General features: G+C 68.2%; 17 protein-coding genes. 10 read left to right on the top strand and 7 right to left on the bottom strand.

The genetic code is table 11. From position 1 onward, the window contains the following. Positions 1-16: 16 nt before the first annotated feature. The 6 genes from ACTIEF_RS14765 (at position 17) to ACTIEF_RS14790 (ending at position 4,785) form a co-directional block, all read left to right on the top strand. Complete coding sequence (locus ACTIEF_RS14765) at positions 17-1,492, top strand: leucyl aminopeptidase (protein WP_439472898.1); 1,476 nt, start codon at positions 17-19, stop codon at positions 1,490-1,492. A 113-nt stretch (positions 1,493-1,605) separates the two neighbouring features. Continuing rightward, a complete protein-coding gene (locus ACTIEF_RS14770; RefSeq protein ID WP_439472936.1) occupies positions 1,606-2,064 on the top strand; it encodes a DNA polymerase III subunit chi in 459 nt (152 codons plus the stop codon). Positions 2,065-2,072: 8 nt separating this feature from the next. Next, positions 2,073-2,381, top strand: a complete 309-nt coding sequence (locus tag ACTIEF_RS14775; RefSeq protein ID WP_439472899.1) for a hypothetical protein — start codon at positions 2,073-2,075, stop codon at positions 2,379-2,381. Between the two features lie 26 nt (positions 2,382-2,407). Further along, entirely contained in the window at positions 2,408-2,698 is a 291-nt protein-coding gene (locus ACTIEF_RS14780; RefSeq protein WP_439472900.1) for an I78 family peptidase inhibitor, read from the top strand. Further along, on the top strand, positions 2,689-2,967 hold the full coding sequence (locus tag ACTIEF_RS14785) for a peptidase inhibitor I78 (RefSeq protein WP_439472901.1): 279 nt from the start codon (positions 2,689-2,691) through the stop codon (positions 2,965-2,967). The genes ACTIEF_RS14780 and ACTIEF_RS14785 overlap by 10 nt, the downstream gene beginning before the upstream one ends. A gap of 138 nt (positions 2,968-3,105) precedes the next feature. Continuing rightward, positions 3,106-4,785 carry a hypothetical protein gene (locus ACTIEF_RS14790; RefSeq protein WP_439472902.1) on the top strand — a complete coding sequence of 560 codons (1,680 nt, stop codon included), beginning with the start codon at positions 3,106-3,108 and terminating at the stop codon, positions 4,783-4,785. Between the two features lie 58 nt (positions 4,786-4,843). Here the strand turns inward: ACTIEF_RS14790 and ACTIEF_RS14795 are convergent, their stop codons facing one another. The 3 genes from ACTIEF_RS14795 to ACTIEF_RS14805 all read right to left on the bottom strand — a co-directional run bounded on the left by ACTIEF_RS14795 (position 4,844) and on the right by ACTIEF_RS14805 (position 9,775). After that, entirely contained in the window at positions 4,844-5,629 is a 786-nt protein-coding gene (locus tag ACTIEF_RS14795) for a thioredoxin domain-containing protein (RefSeq protein WP_439472903.1), read from the bottom strand. 17 nt (positions 5,630-5,646) lie between these two features. After that, positions 5,647-7,056, bottom strand: coding sequence for a M48 family metalloprotease (locus ACTIEF_RS14800; RefSeq protein WP_439472904.1), 1,410 nt, complete (start codon positions 7,054-7,056; stop codon positions 5,647-5,649). A gap of 64 nt (positions 7,057-7,120) precedes the next feature. Beyond that, on the bottom strand, positions 7,121-9,775 hold the full coding sequence (locus ACTIEF_RS14805) for an Rne/Rng family ribonuclease (protein ID WP_439472905.1): 2,655 nt from the start codon (positions 9,773-9,775) through the stop codon (positions 7,121-7,123). Positions 9,776-10,294: 519 nt separating this feature from the next. Between ACTIEF_RS14805 and ACTIEF_RS14810 the strand changes: the two genes are divergently transcribed. The 4 genes from ACTIEF_RS14810 (at position 10,295) to prfB (ending at position 15,961) form a co-directional block, all read left to right on the top strand. Beyond that, positions 10,295-11,458: an N-acetylmuramoyl-L-alanine amidase family protein gene (locus ACTIEF_RS14810; RefSeq protein ID WP_439472906.1), complete on the top strand. Its 1,164-nt coding sequence runs from the start codon at positions 10,295-10,297 to the stop codon at positions 11,456-11,458. A 44-nt stretch (positions 11,459-11,502) separates the two neighbouring features. After that, positions 11,503-12,237 carry an exonuclease domain-containing protein gene (locus ACTIEF_RS14815; protein ID WP_439472907.1) on the top strand — a complete coding sequence of 245 codons (735 nt, stop codon included), beginning with the start codon at positions 11,503-11,505 and terminating at the stop codon, positions 12,235-12,237. A 9-nt stretch (positions 12,238-12,246) separates the two neighbouring features. After that, a complete protein-coding gene (locus ACTIEF_RS14820) occupies positions 12,247-14,697 on the top strand; it encodes a penicillin-binding protein 1A (RefSeq protein ID WP_439472908.1) in 2,451 nt (816 codons plus the stop codon). Between the two features lie 141 nt (positions 14,698-14,838). Beyond that, positions 14,839-15,961 (top strand): peptide chain release factor 2 gene (gene prfB, locus ACTIEF_RS14825; protein ID WP_439472909.1). Its coding sequence is split into 2 segments (ribosomal slippage): positions 14,839-14,907 and positions 14,909-15,961, totalling 1,122 coding nucleotides; the frame shifts between segments, so codons are not numbered across the junction. A gap of 54 nt (positions 15,962-16,015) precedes the next feature. Here the strand turns inward: prfB and ACTIEF_RS14830 are convergent. The 4 genes from ACTIEF_RS14830 to tyrS all read right to left on the bottom strand — a co-directional run bounded on the left by ACTIEF_RS14830 (position 16,016) and on the right by tyrS (position 19,619). Beyond that, the gene (locus ACTIEF_RS14830; RefSeq protein WP_439472910.1) at positions 16,016-16,564 is read right to left on the bottom strand and encodes a bactofilin family protein; all 549 of its coding nucleotides are present in this window, start codon (positions 16,562-16,564) and stop codon (positions 16,016-16,018) included. After that, positions 16,548-17,699 carry a M23 family metallopeptidase gene (locus ACTIEF_RS14835; protein WP_439472911.1) on the bottom strand — a complete coding sequence of 384 codons (1,152 nt, stop codon included), beginning with the start codon at positions 17,697-17,699 and terminating at the stop codon, positions 16,548-16,550. Before ACTIEF_RS14835 ends, ACTIEF_RS14830 begins: the two co-directional genes overlap by 17 nt. A 196-nt stretch (positions 17,700-17,895) precedes the next feature. Then, positions 17,896-18,363: a peroxiredoxin gene (locus tag ACTIEF_RS14840; protein ID WP_439472912.1), complete on the bottom strand. Its 468-nt coding sequence runs from the start codon at positions 18,361-18,363 to the stop codon at positions 17,896-17,898. After that, positions 18,363-19,619 (bottom strand): tyrosine--tRNA ligase, encoded by a 1,257-nt coding sequence (gene tyrS / locus ACTIEF_RS14845; RefSeq protein WP_439472913.1) that lies wholly within the window; start codon positions 19,617-19,619, stop codon positions 18,363-18,365. The genes ACTIEF_RS14840 and tyrS overlap by 1 nt, the downstream gene beginning before the upstream one ends. Between the last annotated feature and the right edge of the window lie 37 nt (positions 19,620-19,656).

The raw sequence follows: 19,656 nt of genomic DNA on the forward strand, positions 1-19,656 counted from the left end.
CCGGCGGGAGCAGTAAATGAAGATCGAATTCGTCGCCTCGGCCGACGCCGCCGAGGTTCTCGTCGTTCTCGTGCACGAAGGTCGCACCTTCGCCGGTAACGGCCAGACGGTGGATGCCGCCACTTCGGGCGCCCTGACCAAGGCCATGACGAACAGCCGTTTCAACGGCGGTTCGAACAGCACCCTGATCGTCGCCGCTCCGGCGGGCGTGGACGCCGGAACCATCGTGCTGACCGGCGCCGGCGCCGCTGACAAGTTTGACGACCTGGCGCTGGAAGCCGCCGCAGGCGCCGCCTATCACGCGGTCAAGCTGTCGGGCGCGACCTCGATCACCATCGACGTCAGCTATCTGTCGGCCGATCAGGCCGCCCGCGCGGCCTTCGCCGCTCGCCTGGCCAGCTATCGGTTCCTGAAGTATCGGACGACGCTGAAGCCCGAGAAGACGCCGTCGGTCGAGACCATCAAGGTCGTCACCGCCGACGTGAACGCCGCTGAAGCCGCCTGGACGACCTATGCCGCCGTTGCCGAGGCCGTCGAGTTCTCGCGCGATCTGGTCGCCGAGCCCGCCAACGTCCTCTATCCGGAAGAGTACGCCCGTCGCGTGAAGGCTCTGGAGACGCTGGGCCTCGAGGTCGAGGTCCTGGGGGAGAAGGAGCTTGAGAAGCTGGGCTTCCGCACCTTGCTGGCCGTCGGTCAGGGCAGCGTGCGTGACAGCCAGGTCGTCATCATGAAGTGGAACGGCGGCGCCAAGGACGAGCAGCCGATCGCCTTCGTCGGCAAGGGCGTCTGCTTCGATACCGGCGGCATCTCGCTGAAACCGCCCGAAGGCATGGAAGAGATGAAGTGGGACATGGGCGGCTCGGCCGCCGTGGCCGGCCTCATGCACGCGCTCGCGGGCCGCAAGGCCAAGGTCAACGCCGTCGGCGTCATCGGCCTGGTCGAGAACATGCCGGACGGCAACGCCACCCGTCCGGGTGACGTGGTCGAGTCCCTGTCGGGCCAGACCATTGAGATCCTGAACACTGACGCCGAAGGCCGCCTCGTTCTGGCGGACTGCCTCTGGTACACCCAAGAGCGGTTCAAGCCGAAGTTCATGCTCGATCTGGCCACCCTGACCGGCGCGATGATCATCTCGCTGGGCTTGGAGTACGCGGGCGTCTTCTCCAACTCGGACGAACTGGCCGACAACTTCCTGGCCGCCGGTCCCAAGGTGGGCGAGAACGCCTGGCGGATGCCGATCCCGGCCATCTATGACCGCCACATCGACAGCCCGATCGCCGATGTGAAGAACATGGGCAACGGTCGCGCGGGTGGTTCGATCACCGCCGCCCTGTTCCTGCAGCGCTTCACCAACGGCACCCCTTGGGCGCACATCGACATCGCCCCGACGGCCTGGGTCAAGGACAGCCGCAACCCGACCGTGCCGGACGGCGCCGTCGGCTGGGGCGTGCGCACCCTCGACCGGATGGTGAAGGACTCCTACGAGTCCTGACCTTGACCCTGAGCCCTTTCCCGTTCGGGGAGGGCTCGGGCATTCTCCGCAAACTCGACGATCTCGATCCCCACGGCTGGATAAGCGCGTGGGGATTGGTCATTCTGCGCCCCATGACGACCGGTCCCGAAATCTGGTTCTATCACCTCGAGCGCTCGACGCTGGAGCAGGTGCTGCCGGGCCTGCTGGAGAAGACCCGCGAGCGCGGCTGGAAGGCTGTCGTGCGCGCCGCCAGCTCGGGGCTGCTGGACGATATGGACGACCACCTGTGGACCTATCGGGACGACAGCTTTCTGGCGCATGGCCGGGCGACGGAACCGAATGCAGACCGCCAGCCTGTGGTCCTCACGGAATCGGCTGAGAACCCGAACGCCGCTCAGGCGCTGTTCATCCTGGACGGCGCAGAGCTTGGCGATACGAAGGGCCTGGAACGATGCTTCATCATCTTCGACGGACGCGACGAGACTTCGCTGACCGGCGCGCGCGGACGCTGGAAGGCGTTGAAGGAGGTTGGGGCCAATCTGGCCTACTGGAAACAGTCGCCCGAGGGGCGCTGGGAAAAGGCAGCCTGATCGCGCTGATGGCCGTCGCCGCCTGTTCGTCGACGCCGGCCGCCGACGCCCCCGCGCCGCGCGCGGTGGAGCAGGCCCAGCTGAACCAGCCGATCGGAACCCGTAATCCGCAGAACGTCACCGCTGACCTGTGTCGCGCCGGTGAGATGCAATATCTCGTCGGCAAGCCGAAGACCGACATCCCCGTTCCAGTGGATGTGGTGAACCGACGCGTGACCTGCACCACCTGCCCGGTTACCGAGGACTTCTCGCCGTACCGCCTGAACATCTTCTTCAACGACCGGACCCAGATCGTCGAACAGGTCCGCTGCGGCTGAGCCGAACACCCAAGGGAGAGACGCCGATGAGACTGCTGATCATGAGCCTGACCGCCGCCGGACTGCTGTCCGCCTGTGCGCCGACGACGGGCTCTGAGCCCGCGACCCCGCCGATGGACGGCCCCACGGCCTGCAAGGCGGACCAGTACCAGCGCCTGGTCGGCACGAACCGGTCGCAACTGCCCCAGACCCCGGCGGGCGAGACGTGGCGCGTGACCTGCACCACCTGTCCGGTGACCATGGACTACAACCCCGCGCGGCTGAACATCGTCTATGACGAAGCCACCGGCGTGATCCGTCAGGTCAAATGCGGCTGATCGCGGCGGCGAGCGCCGCCTTCGTTCTGACCGGGGCCTGCGCCCCGACCAGCACAGCCTCGAACCCTGATGCGACGCCCAAGCGTTGCGACGCAGCCAGCGCGCGCTCGCTGATCGGCAGCCACGTCGGCGCCGTCAGCTTCGCGTCGGACGCCAATGTGCGGATCGTCTGCACGACCTGCCCGACGACCCGCGACCTGCGTCCCGACCGGCTGAACATCCGGTTCGATGAAGCCACGGGCATCATCAAGAGCGTGGACTGCGGTTAGAGCCTGATCGGCATCAGCGCTGGAATTATGCTGGGGCGAAATCTGAGCTGAGTGGACTGCGTCCAACTCCGCCGATTTCGCCCTGAGCTTGGCGAACACCGTTTGACGCGTCACGATGCGTTAAACGGAGGACTGGCCATGAAACGCATCCTGCTGGCGGGCGTGACACTGGGCGCGCTGACTTTTGGGCCCGTGGCCGTCGCCGACGCGACCGCCGACAAGGCGATCCGAGACGCCGTTTCGCAGACGCCGGTCTGCGGCCCGGGCGGTTCGGCCCTGTCGGGGACGCCGGTGGCCAACATGGTCATGGTCGACGGCTTCGGCAGCGGCGGCTTCCCCGTCGATACCGCCAACCCCGAGGCCCAAGCCTGGTTCAACCACGGTGTCCGGCTGCGCTGGGCGTTCGAACACAAGGAGTCGGTCCGGGCCTTCCGCAAGGCGCGGCTGCTCGACCCGACCTGCGCCATGTGCGCCTGGGGCGAGGCCTGGGCGCTGGGGCCGAACCTGAACGGCGGCGGCAATGATGATGAGAGCCAGGCCGCGGCGCTGAAGGCGGCGCGCGAGGCTCGCCGCATGGCCCGGCGCGCCACTCCGATGCAGCGCCAGATGATCGACGCCCTGATCCAGCGCTACTCGGGCCGTGAGGACAGCCGGGGCCGCCGCTTCGCCCAGGCCATGGACCGCATCGCCCGCCGCAACCCACAGGACGTCGGCATCGCCGCGATCACCGCCGACGCCTGGATGCTGAAGGCCGACAAGTGGTGGGATGACGACGGCAAGGCCGCCGATCCGGCCATCACGCGCGCCATGCAGATCCTGGAACAGACCTTGGCCCATGCGCCGGACGATCCCGGCGCCATCCACCTGTACATCCACCTGACCGAATGGTCGGACGATCCGCATAAGGCCATCCCCTACGGCGAGCGGCTCGCCCTGCTGGCGCCGGGCGCGAGCCATCTGGTGCATATGCCGTCCCACACCTTCTTTCGGGTGGGGCGCTATCGCGATGCAATGATGTCCAACGTCAACGCCGTGGCGCTGGACCAGCGCTATGACGAACTGGCCCGTCCGCCCGGCGGGGTGAAGGGCATGCCCCTGCATGGGCACAACATCCACTTCGGCATGGGCGGGGCCCTGATGTCGGGCGGGGCGGAGCTGGGGCTGATGCTGGCCGACCGCTTCCTGACCGTCCTGGGGGACGATCCCCGGATGAACTCGCCCTGGCCGCAGGCGATGACCAACAACGCCTACGCCCTGTTCGGGCGCTATGGGACGACCGAGCAGGTCGCCGCCCTGACTGAACCGGTGGAGGGCCGTCCGGTCCAGCGGGCCGGCTGGCGCTATATGCGCGGGGAAGCCGCCGCCCGCGCGGGGGACGCCGCCGCTGTCCGGGCCGAGGCCGCCGCCATCGCCGCCCTGCGCGAGGGTCAGGAAGGCTTCCCCGCCAAATTCATGGAGGTGTTCCAGCGCGTTCTGGAAGGCCGCGCCGCGATGATCGATGGCGACTGGGACGCCGCCGTCCAGGCCTATGGCGCCGCCGCGACGCTGCAGGGCGAGGGAGAGGAGGGCGGCGATCCTCCGATCATCTGGTTCCCCACCCGTCGCAGCCTCGCCGCCGCTCTTCTGGCCAAGGGCGACGCTGCCGGGGCGAAGGCCAAGGTGCTCGAACTGCTCGAGGATTGGCCGAACGATCCCTACAGCTACTTCGTGCTCGCCCAGGCCGAGACGGCGCTGGGCGATGCGGCGGCGGCCGCCGAGGCCCGGCGGCGCGCACAGATCGAATGGGTCGGCGGGGCGATGGACCTGAAGCTGGCCTAGAGCGAAATCGGTTCGGATGCGTTCGCGTCCGAACTCAGATTTCGCTCCAGCATCATGCCTAGCGCTTGGCCTCGCGGATGGCCGCGTCCAGCGCCGCCGGCTGAATGCTGGCCACGGCCTTGCCGTTGATGATGAAGGTCGGCGTGCCCTGGAGGCCCAGCGCCGAAGCCGACATATTGGTCTCGGTCAGGTGGCGGGTCATCTCGGGGCTGCCGATGGCGGCATGGGCGGCTTCCAGCGTGACGCCGTTGGCGACCATAATGGCGTCCACAGCCTCGGGGCTCAGGTCGCCTTCGGCCATCAGGGCGCGGAAGACCGGCAGATACTTGCCCTGGTCATGGGCGGCCTGGGCGGCGCGAGCGGCGTAGTGCGAGACGCCCGCCGGATCACCCCGGTCGAGGATCGGCCAGTCCTTGAACACGAAGCGCACGTCCGGATGGGCCTGCATCATGCGCAGGACCTCGGGCGCGGTCTGCTTGCAGCCCGGGCAGCGGAAGTCGAAGAACTCGATCACCGTCACCTTCGCGTCCACCGGCCCGAAGGACGGGTCGCGGGCGTCGACGGTCAGCAGGGACGGCGTGGCCTTGGCGCGGGCGGTGATCGAGTCCGCCAGCGCATTGTCCGACTTGGCCTGCAGGGCCGAGCTCATCTCCTGCAGCATCTCGGGATGGTTCAGCAGATAGCTGCGGATCTTGGCGTCCGAGGCGCCGCCGCCGAAATAGGGGAAGACCGCCAGCGCCAGGGCCACGACCGAGACAGCCAGGGCGGCCTTTGCGGCATTGGCGCCGCTCAGCAGGGCGCGCGGGGCAGGGGTCTCGGCCTGGGGCTCGGGCGTGTCGGTCATGCGGTGTTCCGGTTGGATCAGCTGGAGGCGGGGACGATGACGGGGCGATTGCGGCTGTTGCGGCGATCGACGTCGTCGACGTCGTCCTGGGTGGCGCCCGAGGCGAAGACGATGTCCATGGCCCGGGTCCATTCGCTGCTGCCGGGCGTTAGCATGTCCCGGGCGCGCAGGGCGAACTGGGTCGCCTGCTGCTGGGCGCCGAGGGCGAAATACATCTCGGCCGAGGCCAGTCGGGCTTCGCCCTCCTTGCCCTGGGTGGCATAGGCTTGGGACAGTAGGCGCCAGCCCATGGGGTTGTCGCTCTCCAAGGCGTTGGCGCGCTTCAGTTGATCGACGGCGAGGGTGACCTGGGCCGAGTCCTGAGTCTCCAGCATCGCGTGGGCCAGGTTTATGCGGAGCAGGGGGGCGTCCGGTTTCAGCTCGACCGAGCGCTGGTGCGCGCTGATCGCTTCGGCCGGACGGCCTTCCTCGAACAGGATCTGGCCCTTCAGTTCCCAGAAGTACGGATTCTCGGGCTGCTCGGTCAGCAGCACGTCGACGGCGGTCAGGGCGCGCTCGGTCTGGCCGTCGCGATACCAGGCGATGGCGCGGGCGTAGCGGGCCGGAAGGCCTGTGTCGCTTTCGGGATAGGTGCGCAGGGTGGCGTTGGGCGAGTCCAGGAAGGCGTGGATCTTGGCCACGATCAGGGCGTGTTGGGCGACCCGTTCGGGGCTGTCGCGGTGGTCATAGTGTGGCTGTTCGGCCACCAGGCGACGCAGGTTCTCGATCCGGTCCGACGACAGCGGGTGGCTGCGGAAATAGGGGTAGCGGCGGGCGTCGGAGAAGACTTCCTGCGAGCGGAAATTCTCGAAGAAGGTCAGCAGGCCCCGGCCCGATTCCCCGGCCCGCTCCAGGGCGCGGGCGCCGGTGTTGTCGGCCTCGCCTTCCTGGTGGGTCATGTAGCGCAGGGCGCTGAGGGTGCCGAAATACTGGCTGTTGCCCAGCAGGACCGCGCCCGCGTCCGGCGCGCCCGCGGCGATGGCCAGGGCGCCCAGCGCCATGGTCATGAGCAGGGGCTGCATCCCCGCCTGCTGCGCGCCGTCGCGCAGGGTGTGGCGGTTCTTGATGTGACCGGCCTCGTGGGCGATCACGCCCAGAAGCTCGTTGGCGTTCCGGGTCCGCAGGATCAGGCCGGTGTTGATCCCCATGATCCGCCCGCGTGTGGCGAAGGCGTTCAGATCATTCTCGTTGATCAGAAGGATCTCGATCTCGTCCGGCTCCAGCCCCATCGCCGTGAAAACGGGGGCAGACCATTCGTGGATGATCGTTTCGATCTCGGTGTCGCGGATCGCGCTCTGGGCCGAGGCGGGCGACGCCGCCGTCAGCACAAGGCCGACGGCGGTCGCTGCGCCGATCAGACGGGCGGCATGGCGGGACAGCCAGTTCATGGCGAACTCCTCAAGACCCGGACGCCCCCGTCCGTCGTGATTGTCACAATCTAATCACGGCCTTTCAGCGGCGCCACCACCCACGTTTCGGCTTTTCGGGCGGGGCGGCGATCTGGTTCGGATCTTCCGCGATCAGGGCGGCTACATCGACTTCCGGCTTCGGCGCTTCGACGGGCTGGACGACCTCGGCCGGGATCGGCTCGGAGATCAGTTCCGGCTGGGCCTCGGGCTCCGGCGTGACGACCGGGGCGTCCGGCGCGACGTCCAGAACGACGGGCTCGCCCTCGGGCTCGATCTCGTTCGGCTCGACGGTCGAGACCGCGCCGATATCCGAGGCTTCGGTGGCCGAGGCGGAGGCCTTGCGGCGCACGCGGCGACGCTTGGGCTCTTCGGCGACGACCGGAGCGGCTTCGACTTCAGCGTCCGGGATCACGACCGCCGCCGGGGTGTCCGGGGAGCCGTCAGCGGGCATGCCTTCGTTGGTGGCGCGGGTTTCGGTCTTCACCTCGTGGGTCAGACCGGCTTCCGAACCGCGATCCCGGCCGCGACCACGACCGCGACGGCGGCGCGAACGACCGCCGCGCTCACCGCCGATTTCGCCCTCGGGACGTTCGCCGATCGCTTCATCGACATCGCCGGCCGTGGTGTCGGTCGCGGCGGTCTCGTTGCGCGGGGCGCGTTCCGGGTTGATCGGATCGAACCAGATGTACGGATCTTCCAGCGACGGGGTGCGACCGCGGACCCAGAAGAAGGAATCGCGCTCGGCGCCGCCTTCCTCGCGCATCCGGCGACCGCCGCGACGGCCACGGCGACGGCGACGTCCGCCTTCACCGTCGTCCTCGTCATCCGCCAGGGCGGGGGCGCTGTCCTCGGTCTCGGACTCATCACGACGTCCGCCGCGACGACGGCGGCCGCCACGGCCTCGACCGCGCTCGCCGTCATGGCGTTCGGCGCGCTCGCGCGGCTGGTCGTCGTCCTCGTCCTCGCGGTCGAGATCGTCCTCATCGTCCTCGATGATTTCGTCTTCGTCCTCATCCTCGTCGTCAGCGTAGGCGCTGTCGTCGAAGTCATCGTCCAGATCGATGAAGGGCTCGGCGCCTTCCGGCGGGGTGAAGTCCTCGTTGGTCTCGGTCCGCTCGATGGTGCTTTCGCCCTGACCGAGGGTGTCGTCGATCAGGATCACGACGTTCAGGCCGCGCTGGACCAGCAGGCTCTGCAGATAGTCGCGCTTGTGGTTCAGGATGTAGAGGGCCACGGCGGTGCAGACGCGCAGGTTCACCGAACCCGCGCCGTTCTTGCCGGCCTCGATATCCACGGCGCGCAGGGTGACGAGGGCGGCGCTTTCCGCCGAACGGATGCGACCGGCGCCCTGGCAGTGCGGGCAGATTTCAGTGGCGCCCTCGATCACGCCCAGACGGCGGCGCTGGCGGCTGATTTCCATCAGGCCGAAGCCCGAGATGCGGCCCATCTGGATGCGGGCGCGATCCTTGGCCAGCGCGTCCTTCAGCGCCTTCTCGACGGCGCGGTTGTTCTTCGACTCCTCCATATCGATGAAGTCGATGACGATCAGGCCGGCGAGGTCGCGCAGGCGCAGCTGGCGGGCGGCCTCGGCGGCGGCCTCCATGTTCGTCTTGAAGGCGGTGGCCTCGACGTTGCGCTCCTTGGTGGCGCGACCAGAGTTGACGTCGATGGCGACCAGCGCCTCTGTCTGGTTGATCACCAGATAGCCGCCGGACTTCAGGTTCACCACCGGCTGGTGGATCTGGGTCAGGGTCTCTTCAATGCCGTTCGAGGCGAACAGCGGACGCGAGCCCTGATACAGGTGGACCTTCTTGGCCTGGGCGGGCATCAGCACCCGCATGAAGTCGCGGGCTTCCTTGAAGCCCTGCACGCCCTCGACCTGGATGCCGTCGAAATCCTTGTCGAACATGTCGCGGACCGCGCGACGGACGAGGTTCTCTTCCTCGTAGATCATCGCCGGGGCGTTGGACGAAAGGGTCGTCTCGCGGATGGTCTCCCACAGGCGCAGCAGATACTCGTAGTCGCGCTTGATCTCGGCCCTGGTGCGCTTGGCGCCCGCGGTGCGGATGATCAGGCCCATGCCTTGCGGCACCTGCAGCGCGGCCGCGGCGGCCTTCAGGCGCTTGCGGTCCGAGGTGTTGGTGATCTTGCGCGAGATGCCGCCGCCCTTGCCGGTGTTGGGCATCAGCACGCAGTAACGGCCGGCCAGCGACAGCCAGGTGGTCAGGGCCGCGCCCTTGCCGCCGCGCTCGTCCTTGACGACCTGCACCAGCAGGATCTGACGGCGCTTGATGACGTCCTGGATCTTGTAGCGACGCATCAGGCGGCGCTTCAGGCGCTCCTCGTCGGCCAGACCGCCTTCGTGGTCGCCGTCGTCACTGTCGCGGCCCAGATCGTCGTGGTCATCCTCGTCCGAGTGGGCCTCGGCCATGATGGCTTCACGGTCGGCGACCGGGATCTGATAGTAGTCGGGATGGATCTCGTTGAAGGCCAGGAAGCCGTGGCGGTTGCCGCCGTATTCCACGAACGCAGCCTGCAGGCTGGGCTCTACGCGGGTGACCTTGGCGAGATAGATATTGCCGCGAAGCTGGCGCTTCGCGCGGGATTCAAAGTCGAATTCCTCGACCTGACGGCCCTCGACGATCGCGACGCGGGTTTCTTCCGCGTGCGCCGCATCGATCAACATGGTCTTTGACATCGGTAGTCTCTCTCTGGCGCGCTCGGGCCGGTCCGGTCAGCGCGTGGCTGAGGGACGCGGCGGCTCGCCGAATGGGGGTGGGGTTGGCGCGCGCCGTCGATGCCTCGTCGCCACGGCGAACGCCGCGGGCGAAGTCGGTCACATCTGACCGGAGGTTGAGGCTGGCGTATGCGCCCATGGGTCGGTTCGGTCCTGGGCCCTTCCGCGCCTGTTGATAAGGCGGCGATGCGGGCCCGGTTCGTCAGGTCGTCGGCGCCTTTGACGGCCGCGCGACCTTCGGATCAGTGAAAGCAGCGCTGCGAGGAGGGCGCGTCCCGGTCCCATCAAATGGGGGGACGCGATCATTTCGCGAGCGCACAAAGCATAGTCACTGGAAATGTGAATTAAAAGCGGACTTCGCCTTAACCCGTTGGCGACGACGTTCGTGCACGATGGCGACAACCATAATGGTGAGTTGTCCGCGTAATGAGCGCCTTCCCGCGTATCAGGCTGTCAGAATGGAGCGTCCGGGATTGGGCGATGACGGCGCTCGCCTTCGTTGTCTTCTGCGTCGCCGTGCTGGTGGCTGGACGGGGGCTGGCCTCCGGCGCCATGGGCGAGGTGATGCGCGTCCGTTTTGGCGGCGACGCCGAGCGCACCCGGGTTGTGGTCGATCTGGACCGCAATTCGCGTGGGCAGGTGATCCGGGCGGGTGATGACGGTCGCGTGGTCGTGGCCCTGTCGGGCGTCGCGCCTCCGCGCGGCCTGTCGGGAACCGGCGTTGGATTGGTTCGCGGCTATCGCGTGGCCGGCGCCGGAGCCTCCTCGCGGGTCGAGCTGGATCTCGCCGTCAGCGCCGAGATCGAGCGCCGCTTCATCCTGCCGCCCGGCGATGGGGTGCAGCACTATCGTTATGTCATCGACCTGAAGGCCACGGGGCGGGCCACGCCGACGCCCCGTCGCGCCCCTCGCGCCGCGCCGCGACCGGCGGAACGTCCTCTTATCTATATCGACGCCGGCCACGGCGGCCGCGACCCCGGCGCCCAGGGCGCCCATGCCCGCGAAAGCGACGTGACCCTGGCCGCCGCCCTGGTCCTCAAGCAGGAGCTGGAGCGCTCGGGCCGATATCGCGTGCGCCTGACCCGCGACAGTGATGTTTATGTGGGCCTGAACCGCCGTCCGGCCATCGCGCGGCAGGCCGGAGCGGACCTCTTCATCTCCCTGCACGCCGACGCCATCGCCGATCCGGCCACACGCGGCGCCAGCGTCTACACCCTCTCGGAACAGGGCGCGGGCCGGGCCGTGCGCGAGATCACCCGCGACGAAAACTGGCACCGCAGCCTGAACCTGCCGGGCCGAGACGCCTCGGTGGACCGCATCCTGCTGGATATGACCCAGCGCGCGACCCAGAACCGCTCGGCGGTGCTGGCCCGCACCCTCCTGACCGAGATCGAGCAGGCGGATCACCCGCTGCTGCGCCGCAGCCACCGCGACGCCGGTCTGGCGGTGCTTCTGTCGCCCGATGTGCCCGCCGTCCTGCTGGAGATGGGCTACATCACCAATCCCGAGGACGAACGCCTGCTGACCGATACCCGCGCCCGTCGTCGGCTGATGCGCGCCGTGGCCGTCGGCATCGACGCCTATTTCGCCGCCCCGACCGGGACGCTGCAGGTCGCCTCGACCAGCGAAGCGGGCCAGCCCTGAGGCTGAAGGTCGCGCCCGGGCGCTGAACCCACTATCTGGGATTCATGCGCCTGCGTGTCGTGGATTTGGAAACCACCGGTGGAGACCGGACCGCCGAAATCATCGAAGTCGGCATCGTCGATGTCGTGCCGGACGGGGAGGGCTGGATCGCCCTGCCGCCAGTGACCAAGCTGTTTCGGCCGCGCGGCGAGATTTCGGTGCACGCCATGGCGGTGCACCACCTGACGCCGGACGACTTCACCGAAGCCGACCCGCACTGCGACGAATATGCCCTACGTGAGATGTTCGCTGAGCCCGCAGACGTGATGGTGGCCCATGCCGCCAATTTCGAGCGCGGCTTCATCGCCGACACCGCTCACGGCGGCCTGCCGTGGATCTGCACCGTCCGCTCGGCCAAGGCGGTCTGGCCCCAGGCGCCGGGACATTCCAACCAGGTGCTGCGCTACTGGCGACAGCTGAAGCTGGACCCGGCTCTGGCCAACCCGGCCCACCGGGCGGGGCCCGATGCGTGGGTGACGGCCCATCTGCTGATCGATCTGCTGAAGGAATCGACCGTCGAGCAGATGATCCGGTGGACCCGAGAACCCCGCCGTCTGGACAAGATTCCGTTCGGCAAGCACCGCGGCAGCCGCTGGGCCGAGGCGCCCGCCGACTACCTGCGCTGGATGTCCGGGCAATCGGACATGGACGCCGATGTCGTGGCCGCCGCGCGACAGGAATTGGAGCGTCGCGCCGCCGGATCGACGGGTCCTCTGGCGAACGGGACCGACGCGGGCTAAACCGGCTTCATGCCGCAGCCGCGCCTTCCGAACATTCCCGGGCTCAAGATCGCCGAACGCTGGTTCGTCTGGGCGGGGGTGGCCCTGCTCGGCGGGATCACGCTCGCGGGCCTTATCGTCACCATCTATGCGGCCTGGCTGTTCCACGACCTGCCGGACGCCTCTGAGCTGGCGGACTACCGCCCGGCCACGGCGACGCGGGTCTATGCGGGCGACGGCACCCTGATCGGCGAGTTCTCGGACGAGCGCCGAATCTATGTGCCCTATGAGCAGATCCCGCTGCCGGTCATCCAGGCCTTCCTGTCGGCCGAGGACAGCCGCTTCTTCGAGCACGGCGGCATCGATGTGTCCGGTCTGGGGCGGGCCATGTTCAAGAACGTCTTCAACGCGGCCACCGGGCGGCGTCTGGAAGGCGGTTCGACCATCACCCAGCAGGTCGCCAAGAACGTCCTGCTGACCAATGAGTCGAGCATCAATCGCAAGGTGAAGGAGGCAATTCTGGCCAACCGGCTGGAAGCCACCCTGTCCAAGCAGCAGATCCTCGAGCTGTACCTGAATGAGATTTTCCTCGGCTATCGCTCGTACGGCGTGGCCGCGGCCGCCTACAACTATTTCGGCAAGTCGCTGGATCAGTTGACGCCGGACGAGGCCGCCTTCCTGGCCGCCCTGCCCAAGGGCCCGAACAACTACCATCCCCGCCGTCATCCAGGCGCGGCCAAGGGCCGTCGAGACTGGGTGCTGAGCGAGATGGGCGAGAACGGCTTCCTGACGCCGGAACAGGTGGCGACGGCCCAAGCCCGCCCGCTGGCGGCCCAGGAAGCGCCGCGCCGCGCCCAGTACGCCGACGCCGACTTCTTCGTCGAGGAGGCCCGCCGTCAGGCCATCCGTCGCTTCGGCGCCGAGGAGGTCAACCGTGGCGGCTACTATCTGCGCACGACCCTGGACCCCGAGCTCCAGTCGGCGGCGCGCGACGCCCTGATGAAGGGGCTGGAGAACTACGACCGTCGCCACGGCTGGCGCGGAGCGTGGGGCACGACCGATTTCGCCGAAGGCTGGCAGCGGACGGCCCTGGCCGGCACCCGCCCGCCGGAGCGCCGCAGCTGGGAAGCCGCCGCCGTCGAGAACGTGGCCGGCAACAGCGTCCGCATCCGCAGCGCCAAGGACGACCGGGCCGGCTATCTGCTGACCGGCGACGCCGCCTGGGCCAACGCCAGCCGCCAGTTGAAGCGTGGCGACCTGATCTTCGTCCAGCCGCAGAACGGCCAGTACGCCCTCAAGCAGGTGCCGCGCGTGAACGGCGCCATGGTCGCCATCGAGCCCCAGTCGGGCCGGGTGCTGGCCATGGTCGGCGGCTACTCCTACGCCCTGTCCAGCTTCAACCGCGCCACCCAGGCGCGCCGCCAGCCGGGTTCGGCCTTCAAGCCTTTCGTTTATGCGACGGCGCTGGAGGGCGACTACACCCCGGCCTCGATCGTGCTGGACGCCCCGATCAGCTTCGCGGGCGGTCGCAACGGCGAACGCTGGACGCCCGAGAACTACAGCCGCGAGTACTATGGTCCGCAGACCCTGCGTCGCGGTCTGGAGCTGTCCCGCAACGTCATGACCGTGCGTCTGGCGCAGGACATCGGCATGAACAACGTCGTCTCGCTGGCCGAGAAGATGGGCGTGGCCGACGATCTGCAGCCGAACCTGTCGGTGTCGCTGGGGGCAGGGGAGACCACGCCCTATAACCTGACCGCCGCCTACGCCGCCTTCGTCAATGGCGGGCGTCGGGTCGATCCCTATCTGATCGAACTGGTCCAGAACCGCGACGGCGAGACCATCTATCGCGCCGACGAGCGCCGTTGCCGCGAGTGCGGGCGCGCCTTCAGTGGACAGGAATCGCCGCGCCTCGAATCCAGGGGCGAGCAGGTCATCGACCCGATCACCGCCTACCAGATCAGCTCCATGCTGGAAGGCGTCGTCCAGCGCGGCACCGCCGCCAGCGCCCGCGGCCTCGGCCGCTGGGTCGGCGGCAAGACCGGCACCACCAACGAGTATCGCTCGGCCTGGTTCGTGGGCTTCTCGTCGGACATCGTGGTTGGGGTCTTCATCGGCTTCGACGACAACCGTCCGCTGGGCTCGGGCGAGACCGGCGCGACCGGCCCGGTGCCGGTGTTCACCGAGTTCATGCAGGTGGCCCTTCGCAAGCGTCCGGCCCGCCCCTTCGTGCGGCCCCGCAACGCCATCTTCCGCACCGTGAACGGCATCGAGGAAGCCTTCCGCCCCGGCACCGAGCGCCGTCGCGAGGAAGAGCAGGCCCCGGCTCAGGAGATCCCGCTGGGCCCGCAGAACTACAACGAGATCCTGCGTCGCGAGGAGGAAGAGGCCGCCGGCCTGCCGCCCGCGACCACGCCGCCGCCCGCCAACATTCCGCCGCCGAGAAAGGAACCGGCGCAGGATCTGGATGGGCTCTACTGAGGACGTAGGGCGTAGGAATTTGGCGCGGCTGTGTGGGCAAGCGCGGCCAGGCTAATTCCTAACTCCTGCGCCCTAAGCCCTTCCTCTTCTCCCCGGCGCGCTCTATGTCCGCGCCTCACTTTTGTATCGCTGGAGAATGCGATGAGACCGGATGTCGAGGCCATGAAGGCCGACATCGAGCAGAGCATCGCTCTGCTCAGGAGGCGTCTTTGACTGGGATGTCGCGCTTCGGAAGCTCGATGAGCTGAACGCGCGGGTCGAAGACCCGACGCTGTGGGACAATCCCGAACAGGCCCAGGCCGTCAGCCGTGATCGCTCGCGGCTGGAGGCCCAGGTCAACGCCGTCAAGGAAATGGAGCAGGGCCTCGAGGACGGGGTCATGCTGGCCGACATGGCCGACGAGGAAGGCGACGAGGCCGCCCTGGACGGCGCGCGCGCCGACCTGAAGGCGATCAAGGAACGCGCCGCCCGCGCCGAGTTGGAAGCCCTGCTGTCCGGCGAGGCTGACGGCAACGACGCCTATCTGGAAGTGAACTCCGGCGCCGGCGGCACCGAGTCCAACGACTGGGCGGGCATGCTGCTGCGCATGTACAGCCGCTGGGCCCGCGCCCACGGGTATGAGGTCGAGATCGAGGCCGAGGAATCGGGCGAACAGGCGGGCATCAAGTCGGCCACGATCCTGATCACCGGCCCGAACGCCTACGGCTGGCTGAAGTCGGAATCGGGCGTGCACCGTCTGGTCCGCATCAGCCCCTATGACGCGGCCGCCAAGCGCCACACCAGCTTCGCCTCGATCGGGGTGTCGCCGGTGGTCGATGACGCCATCGAGATCGACATCAATCCGTCGGACGTGCGCACCGACACCTACCGCGCCTCGGGTGCAGGCGGTCAGCACATCAACAAGACCGACTCCGCCGTGCGTCTGACCCACGTGCCGACCAATACGGTCGTCGCCTGTCAGGCCGGGCGCTCGCAGCACCAGAACCGCGAACAGGCGTGGAAGATGCTGCGCGCTCGTCTCTACGAGCTGGAACTGCAGAAGCGCGAGGCCGCCGCCCAGGCGCTGGCCGACGCCAAGACCGATATCGGCTGGGGTCACCAGATCCGAAGCTACGTGCTTCAGCCGTACCAGATGGTGAAGGACCTGCGGACCAACGTCGAAACCTCCGACACCCAGGGGGTCCTCGACGGCGATCTGGACGCCTTCATGGGGGCCGCTCTGGCCGCCCGGGTCGGCGAGACCCGCGGAAGCACCGTCGACTAAGCAAAAGGCCCCGGATCGCTCCGGGGCCTTTTTCCTTTGAACCGGTCCGTCGCCTCAGGCGGCGGGCGGCTTCATGTCGATGATCTGCGGCGCGGCCTCGACCGGACGCGGGGCCGGAGCCGGTGCGGCGGGGGCCGGGGCTTCGCGGCGGCCTTGCAGCACGCGGCCCTGGAAGTAGGCGCCGATGTCGATCGACAGCTGCTCGGCGGTGATGTCGCCGTCCACATAGGCGGTGGCGATCAGCTTGACCTGCTTGCCCGAGACGCCGCCGACGATGCGGCCGCGCACCTCGACGTAGTCCGCCGAGACATTGCCTTCGACCGCGCCGGTTTCGCCGACGATCAGACGGCCGACCTTCACATCGCCCTTCACCTGGCCGTCGATTTGCAGATCACCGGCGCCGCCGATGTTGCCTTCGAACTGCAGGTCCGACGACAGGGTCGACAAACCGCGCTGGGCGACCGCCGGAGCAGCGGCGCGCGGCGCGGCGGCCGGAGCCGAGGACGCGCCCGGGGCGGGCAGATCCGGCAGCGGGGGAATGGACGAGCCGGAGTCGGAACGCGACTGGGGCTGCGGGGCGGGGGATTTAGTCTTGTTGAACAAGTTGGTCTCCGGCTCTCATGAAGCGGGCTGGGTTTTGCGGGCGGCCGTTCATCCACACCTCATAGTGCAGGTGAACGCCGGTGGAGCGTCCGGTCGTTCCCATGGCGCCGATGCGCTGGCCAAGCCTGATGCGCTGGCCCGCTTGCACGGCCATGGAGTTCAGATGGGCGAAACGGGTCTTGAAACCGCGACCGTGGTCTACCTCAACGACGTTGCCATACCCTGAACGAATGCCGACAAAAGACACGATTCCGGGAGCCGTGGCGTAGATGGGCGTGTTCAGGGGGGCGGCGAAGTCCTGGCCCTGATGGACGGCGGGACGGCCGCTGAAGGGATCGAAGCGAACGCCATAGCCCGAGGTGGTGCGCGCCGAGGTCGGACGGCGGAAGGGCAGGCCCTCGGCGGCGTCGGCCAGCTGGCGCATGTCGGACAGGTTGTCGGCGGCGTGGCGGATGCGGACGGCGAAGGCCTCGTCCACGTCCAGCACGGCGCCCAGCGCGCGGGGATCGCCCGCGTCGACCAGCGGCCCGCCCAGGGCGGCGTTGTGAGGGGCGTAGGCGGCGGGGTTCAGGCCAGCGAGGCGGAAGGCCAGGCGCAGGCGCTCGGCGCGGCTGCTAGCCTCGTTCTCGGCGCGGGCGATCAGCCGCTCCTGATCCATCCGCACGGCGATGACCCGCTGCAGGGGCGTGTTGCGATCCGGGTTCAGGGCCGGGGCGGGGGCGAGGGCGGCCTGCGCCCCTTCGACCCCGTGGAACATGGTCATGACGCGGGTCAGGGCGGCGTGACGCCGCTCGACCATCTCGGCCATTTCGTCGATGGAGCCGGTGCTGGCGGTCATGCGCACCACGGCGCTGTCCAGACGGGCCTGAAGGTCGGCGTTCAGCCGTTCGGCGGAGGCGCGGCTGCGGGCCACGGCGCGGTCGGCGTCGCTCTGGCGGACCAGATCAAGGGCGAAGCCGCCCGAGGCGACCAGGAACCAGCCGCCGATCAGGACGGCGCCGAAGGCGGCGAGCATCTGGCGACCCGGCGTCAGCGCCCAGGCTTTCACCTCGTCGCCGTCGCGGAGGTAGAGGTAGCGCGTCGGGAACCAGCGCCCGATCAGCGATCTTCTGCCTTCCGGTTCCAACTCGGCCATACTCAACGCCCCCACGCCCGGCAGGGTATGAGCCACGCCAGACGCGCGCGGACAAGTCTCTTCACGACTTGTTAACCACGCTGACCGGTCTTCAGGCGAAGAAAGGCGGTATTCGCGCCTGTTTTTCGCCTCTCAGGCGTATCCGGAACTATCGGGTCCGCCCATCACGGCCGGGTTTGACAGGTTTGCTCCGTGATCAGAGCGACTGGGCGGCGACCAGCACTTCGGCGGCGTGGCCCTTGACCGAGACCTTGCGCCAGACGCGGCGGACGACACCCTCCGCGTCGATCAGGAAGGTGGCCCGCTCCACGCCCATATACTCGCGGCCATAGAGCTTCTTCTCGACCCAGACGCCCCAGGCGAGGGTCACGTCCTCGGGCTCGTCCGAGGCCAGCACCACCTTGAGGTCATGCTTGGCGGCGAACCGCGACAGCTTTTTCACCGGATCGCGCGAGACGCCGATGACTGCGGTGTTCGCGGCCTCGAACTCGCCGATCAGGGCCGAGAAGTCCTGGCCCTCAGTGGTGCAGCCGGGGGTGTCGGCCTTGGGATAGAAGTAGACCACCACGGCCTTGCCCTTCAGTCCGTCCAGCGTGACCCGTCCGCCGTCGGCGGTGGCCATGTCGAAGGTGGGAGCCTTCATCCCTTCGGTGATGTCGGTCATCAGACGGGCCTCACCAGAACGATCTTCTTCTTGCCGGCGGCCAGTTTGAAGACGCCGTCGGCGTTGATGTCGGCGGCCTCGATCAGGCGGGCGCCGTCGGCGATCGCCTCGTCGTTCAGGCGCAGGCCGCCGCCCTGGGCCAGACGGCGGGCCTCGCCGTTGGAGGCGGTCAGACCGGCCTTGGTGGCGACAGCGGCCAGCATGGCGCCGATGACCTCGGCACGGGCGATCTCCACGGTCGGCAGGTCGGCGGAGAGCTGACCCTTCTCGAAGGCGCTTTCGGACGCGGCGCGGGCCGTGGCGGCGGCTTCCGCGCCGTGCAGCATGGTCGTCGCGGCGTCGGCCAGGGCCTTCTTGGCGTCGTTGATTTGCGCGCCTTCAAGCGCTTCCAGCGCAGCGATCTCGTCCAGCGACAGGTCGGTGAACAGGCGCAGGAACTTGCCCACGTCGGCGTCGTCGGCGTTCCGCCAGAACTGCCAGTAGTCGTAGGGGCTCAGCTGGTCGGCGTTCAGCCAGACGGCGCCCTGGGCGGTCTTGCCCATCTTGCCGCCCGAGGCCGTGGTCAGCAGCGGCGTGGTCAGGCCGAAGGCGGCCTTCTGGTCCACGCGACGGACCAGATCGACGCCGGATGTGATGTTCCCCCATTGGTCCGACCCGCCCATCTGCAGGGTCACGCCTTGGCTGCGGTTCAGCTCCAGGAAGTCCACCGACTGCATCAGCATGTAGTTGAACTCGAGGAAGGTCATCGGCTGCTCGCGCTCGAGGCGCAGCTTGACCGAGTCGAAGGCCAGCATCCGGTTGATGGTGAAGTGGGTGCCGAAGTCGCGCAGGAACTGGATGTAGCCGAACTGGGACAGCCACTCGTCATTGTTGACCATGACCGCGTCGGTGGGGCCGTCGCCGAAGGTCAGGAAGCGGGCGAAGACCTGCTGGATGCCGTCGATGTTGGCCTGGATGGTCTCGTCGGTCAGCTGCGGGCGCGAGGCGTCCTTGCCGGTCGGGTCGCCGACGCGGGTGGTGCCGCCGCCCATCAGGACGACCGGCTTGTGCCCGGCCTGCTGTAGCCGACGCAGCATCATGATCTGGATCAGGCTGCCGACGTGCAGGCTGGGCGCCGTGGCGTCGAAGCCGATGTAGGCCGTGACGATCCCGTTCGACGCGGCTTCGTCCAGCTCGGTCGGGTGGGTGATCTGATGGATATAGCCGCGCTCCTCGAGGGTGCGCAGGAAGTCGGACTTGAAGGACTGGTCGCTCATGGAGGCTCCGTTAGCAGGGAAGCCGGCGAGCGTCTTG

The organism is Brevundimonas sp. (genome assembly GCF_051858995.1).
Taxonomy (GTDB): domain Bacteria; phylum Pseudomonadota; class Alphaproteobacteria; order Caulobacterales; family Caulobacteraceae; genus Brevundimonas.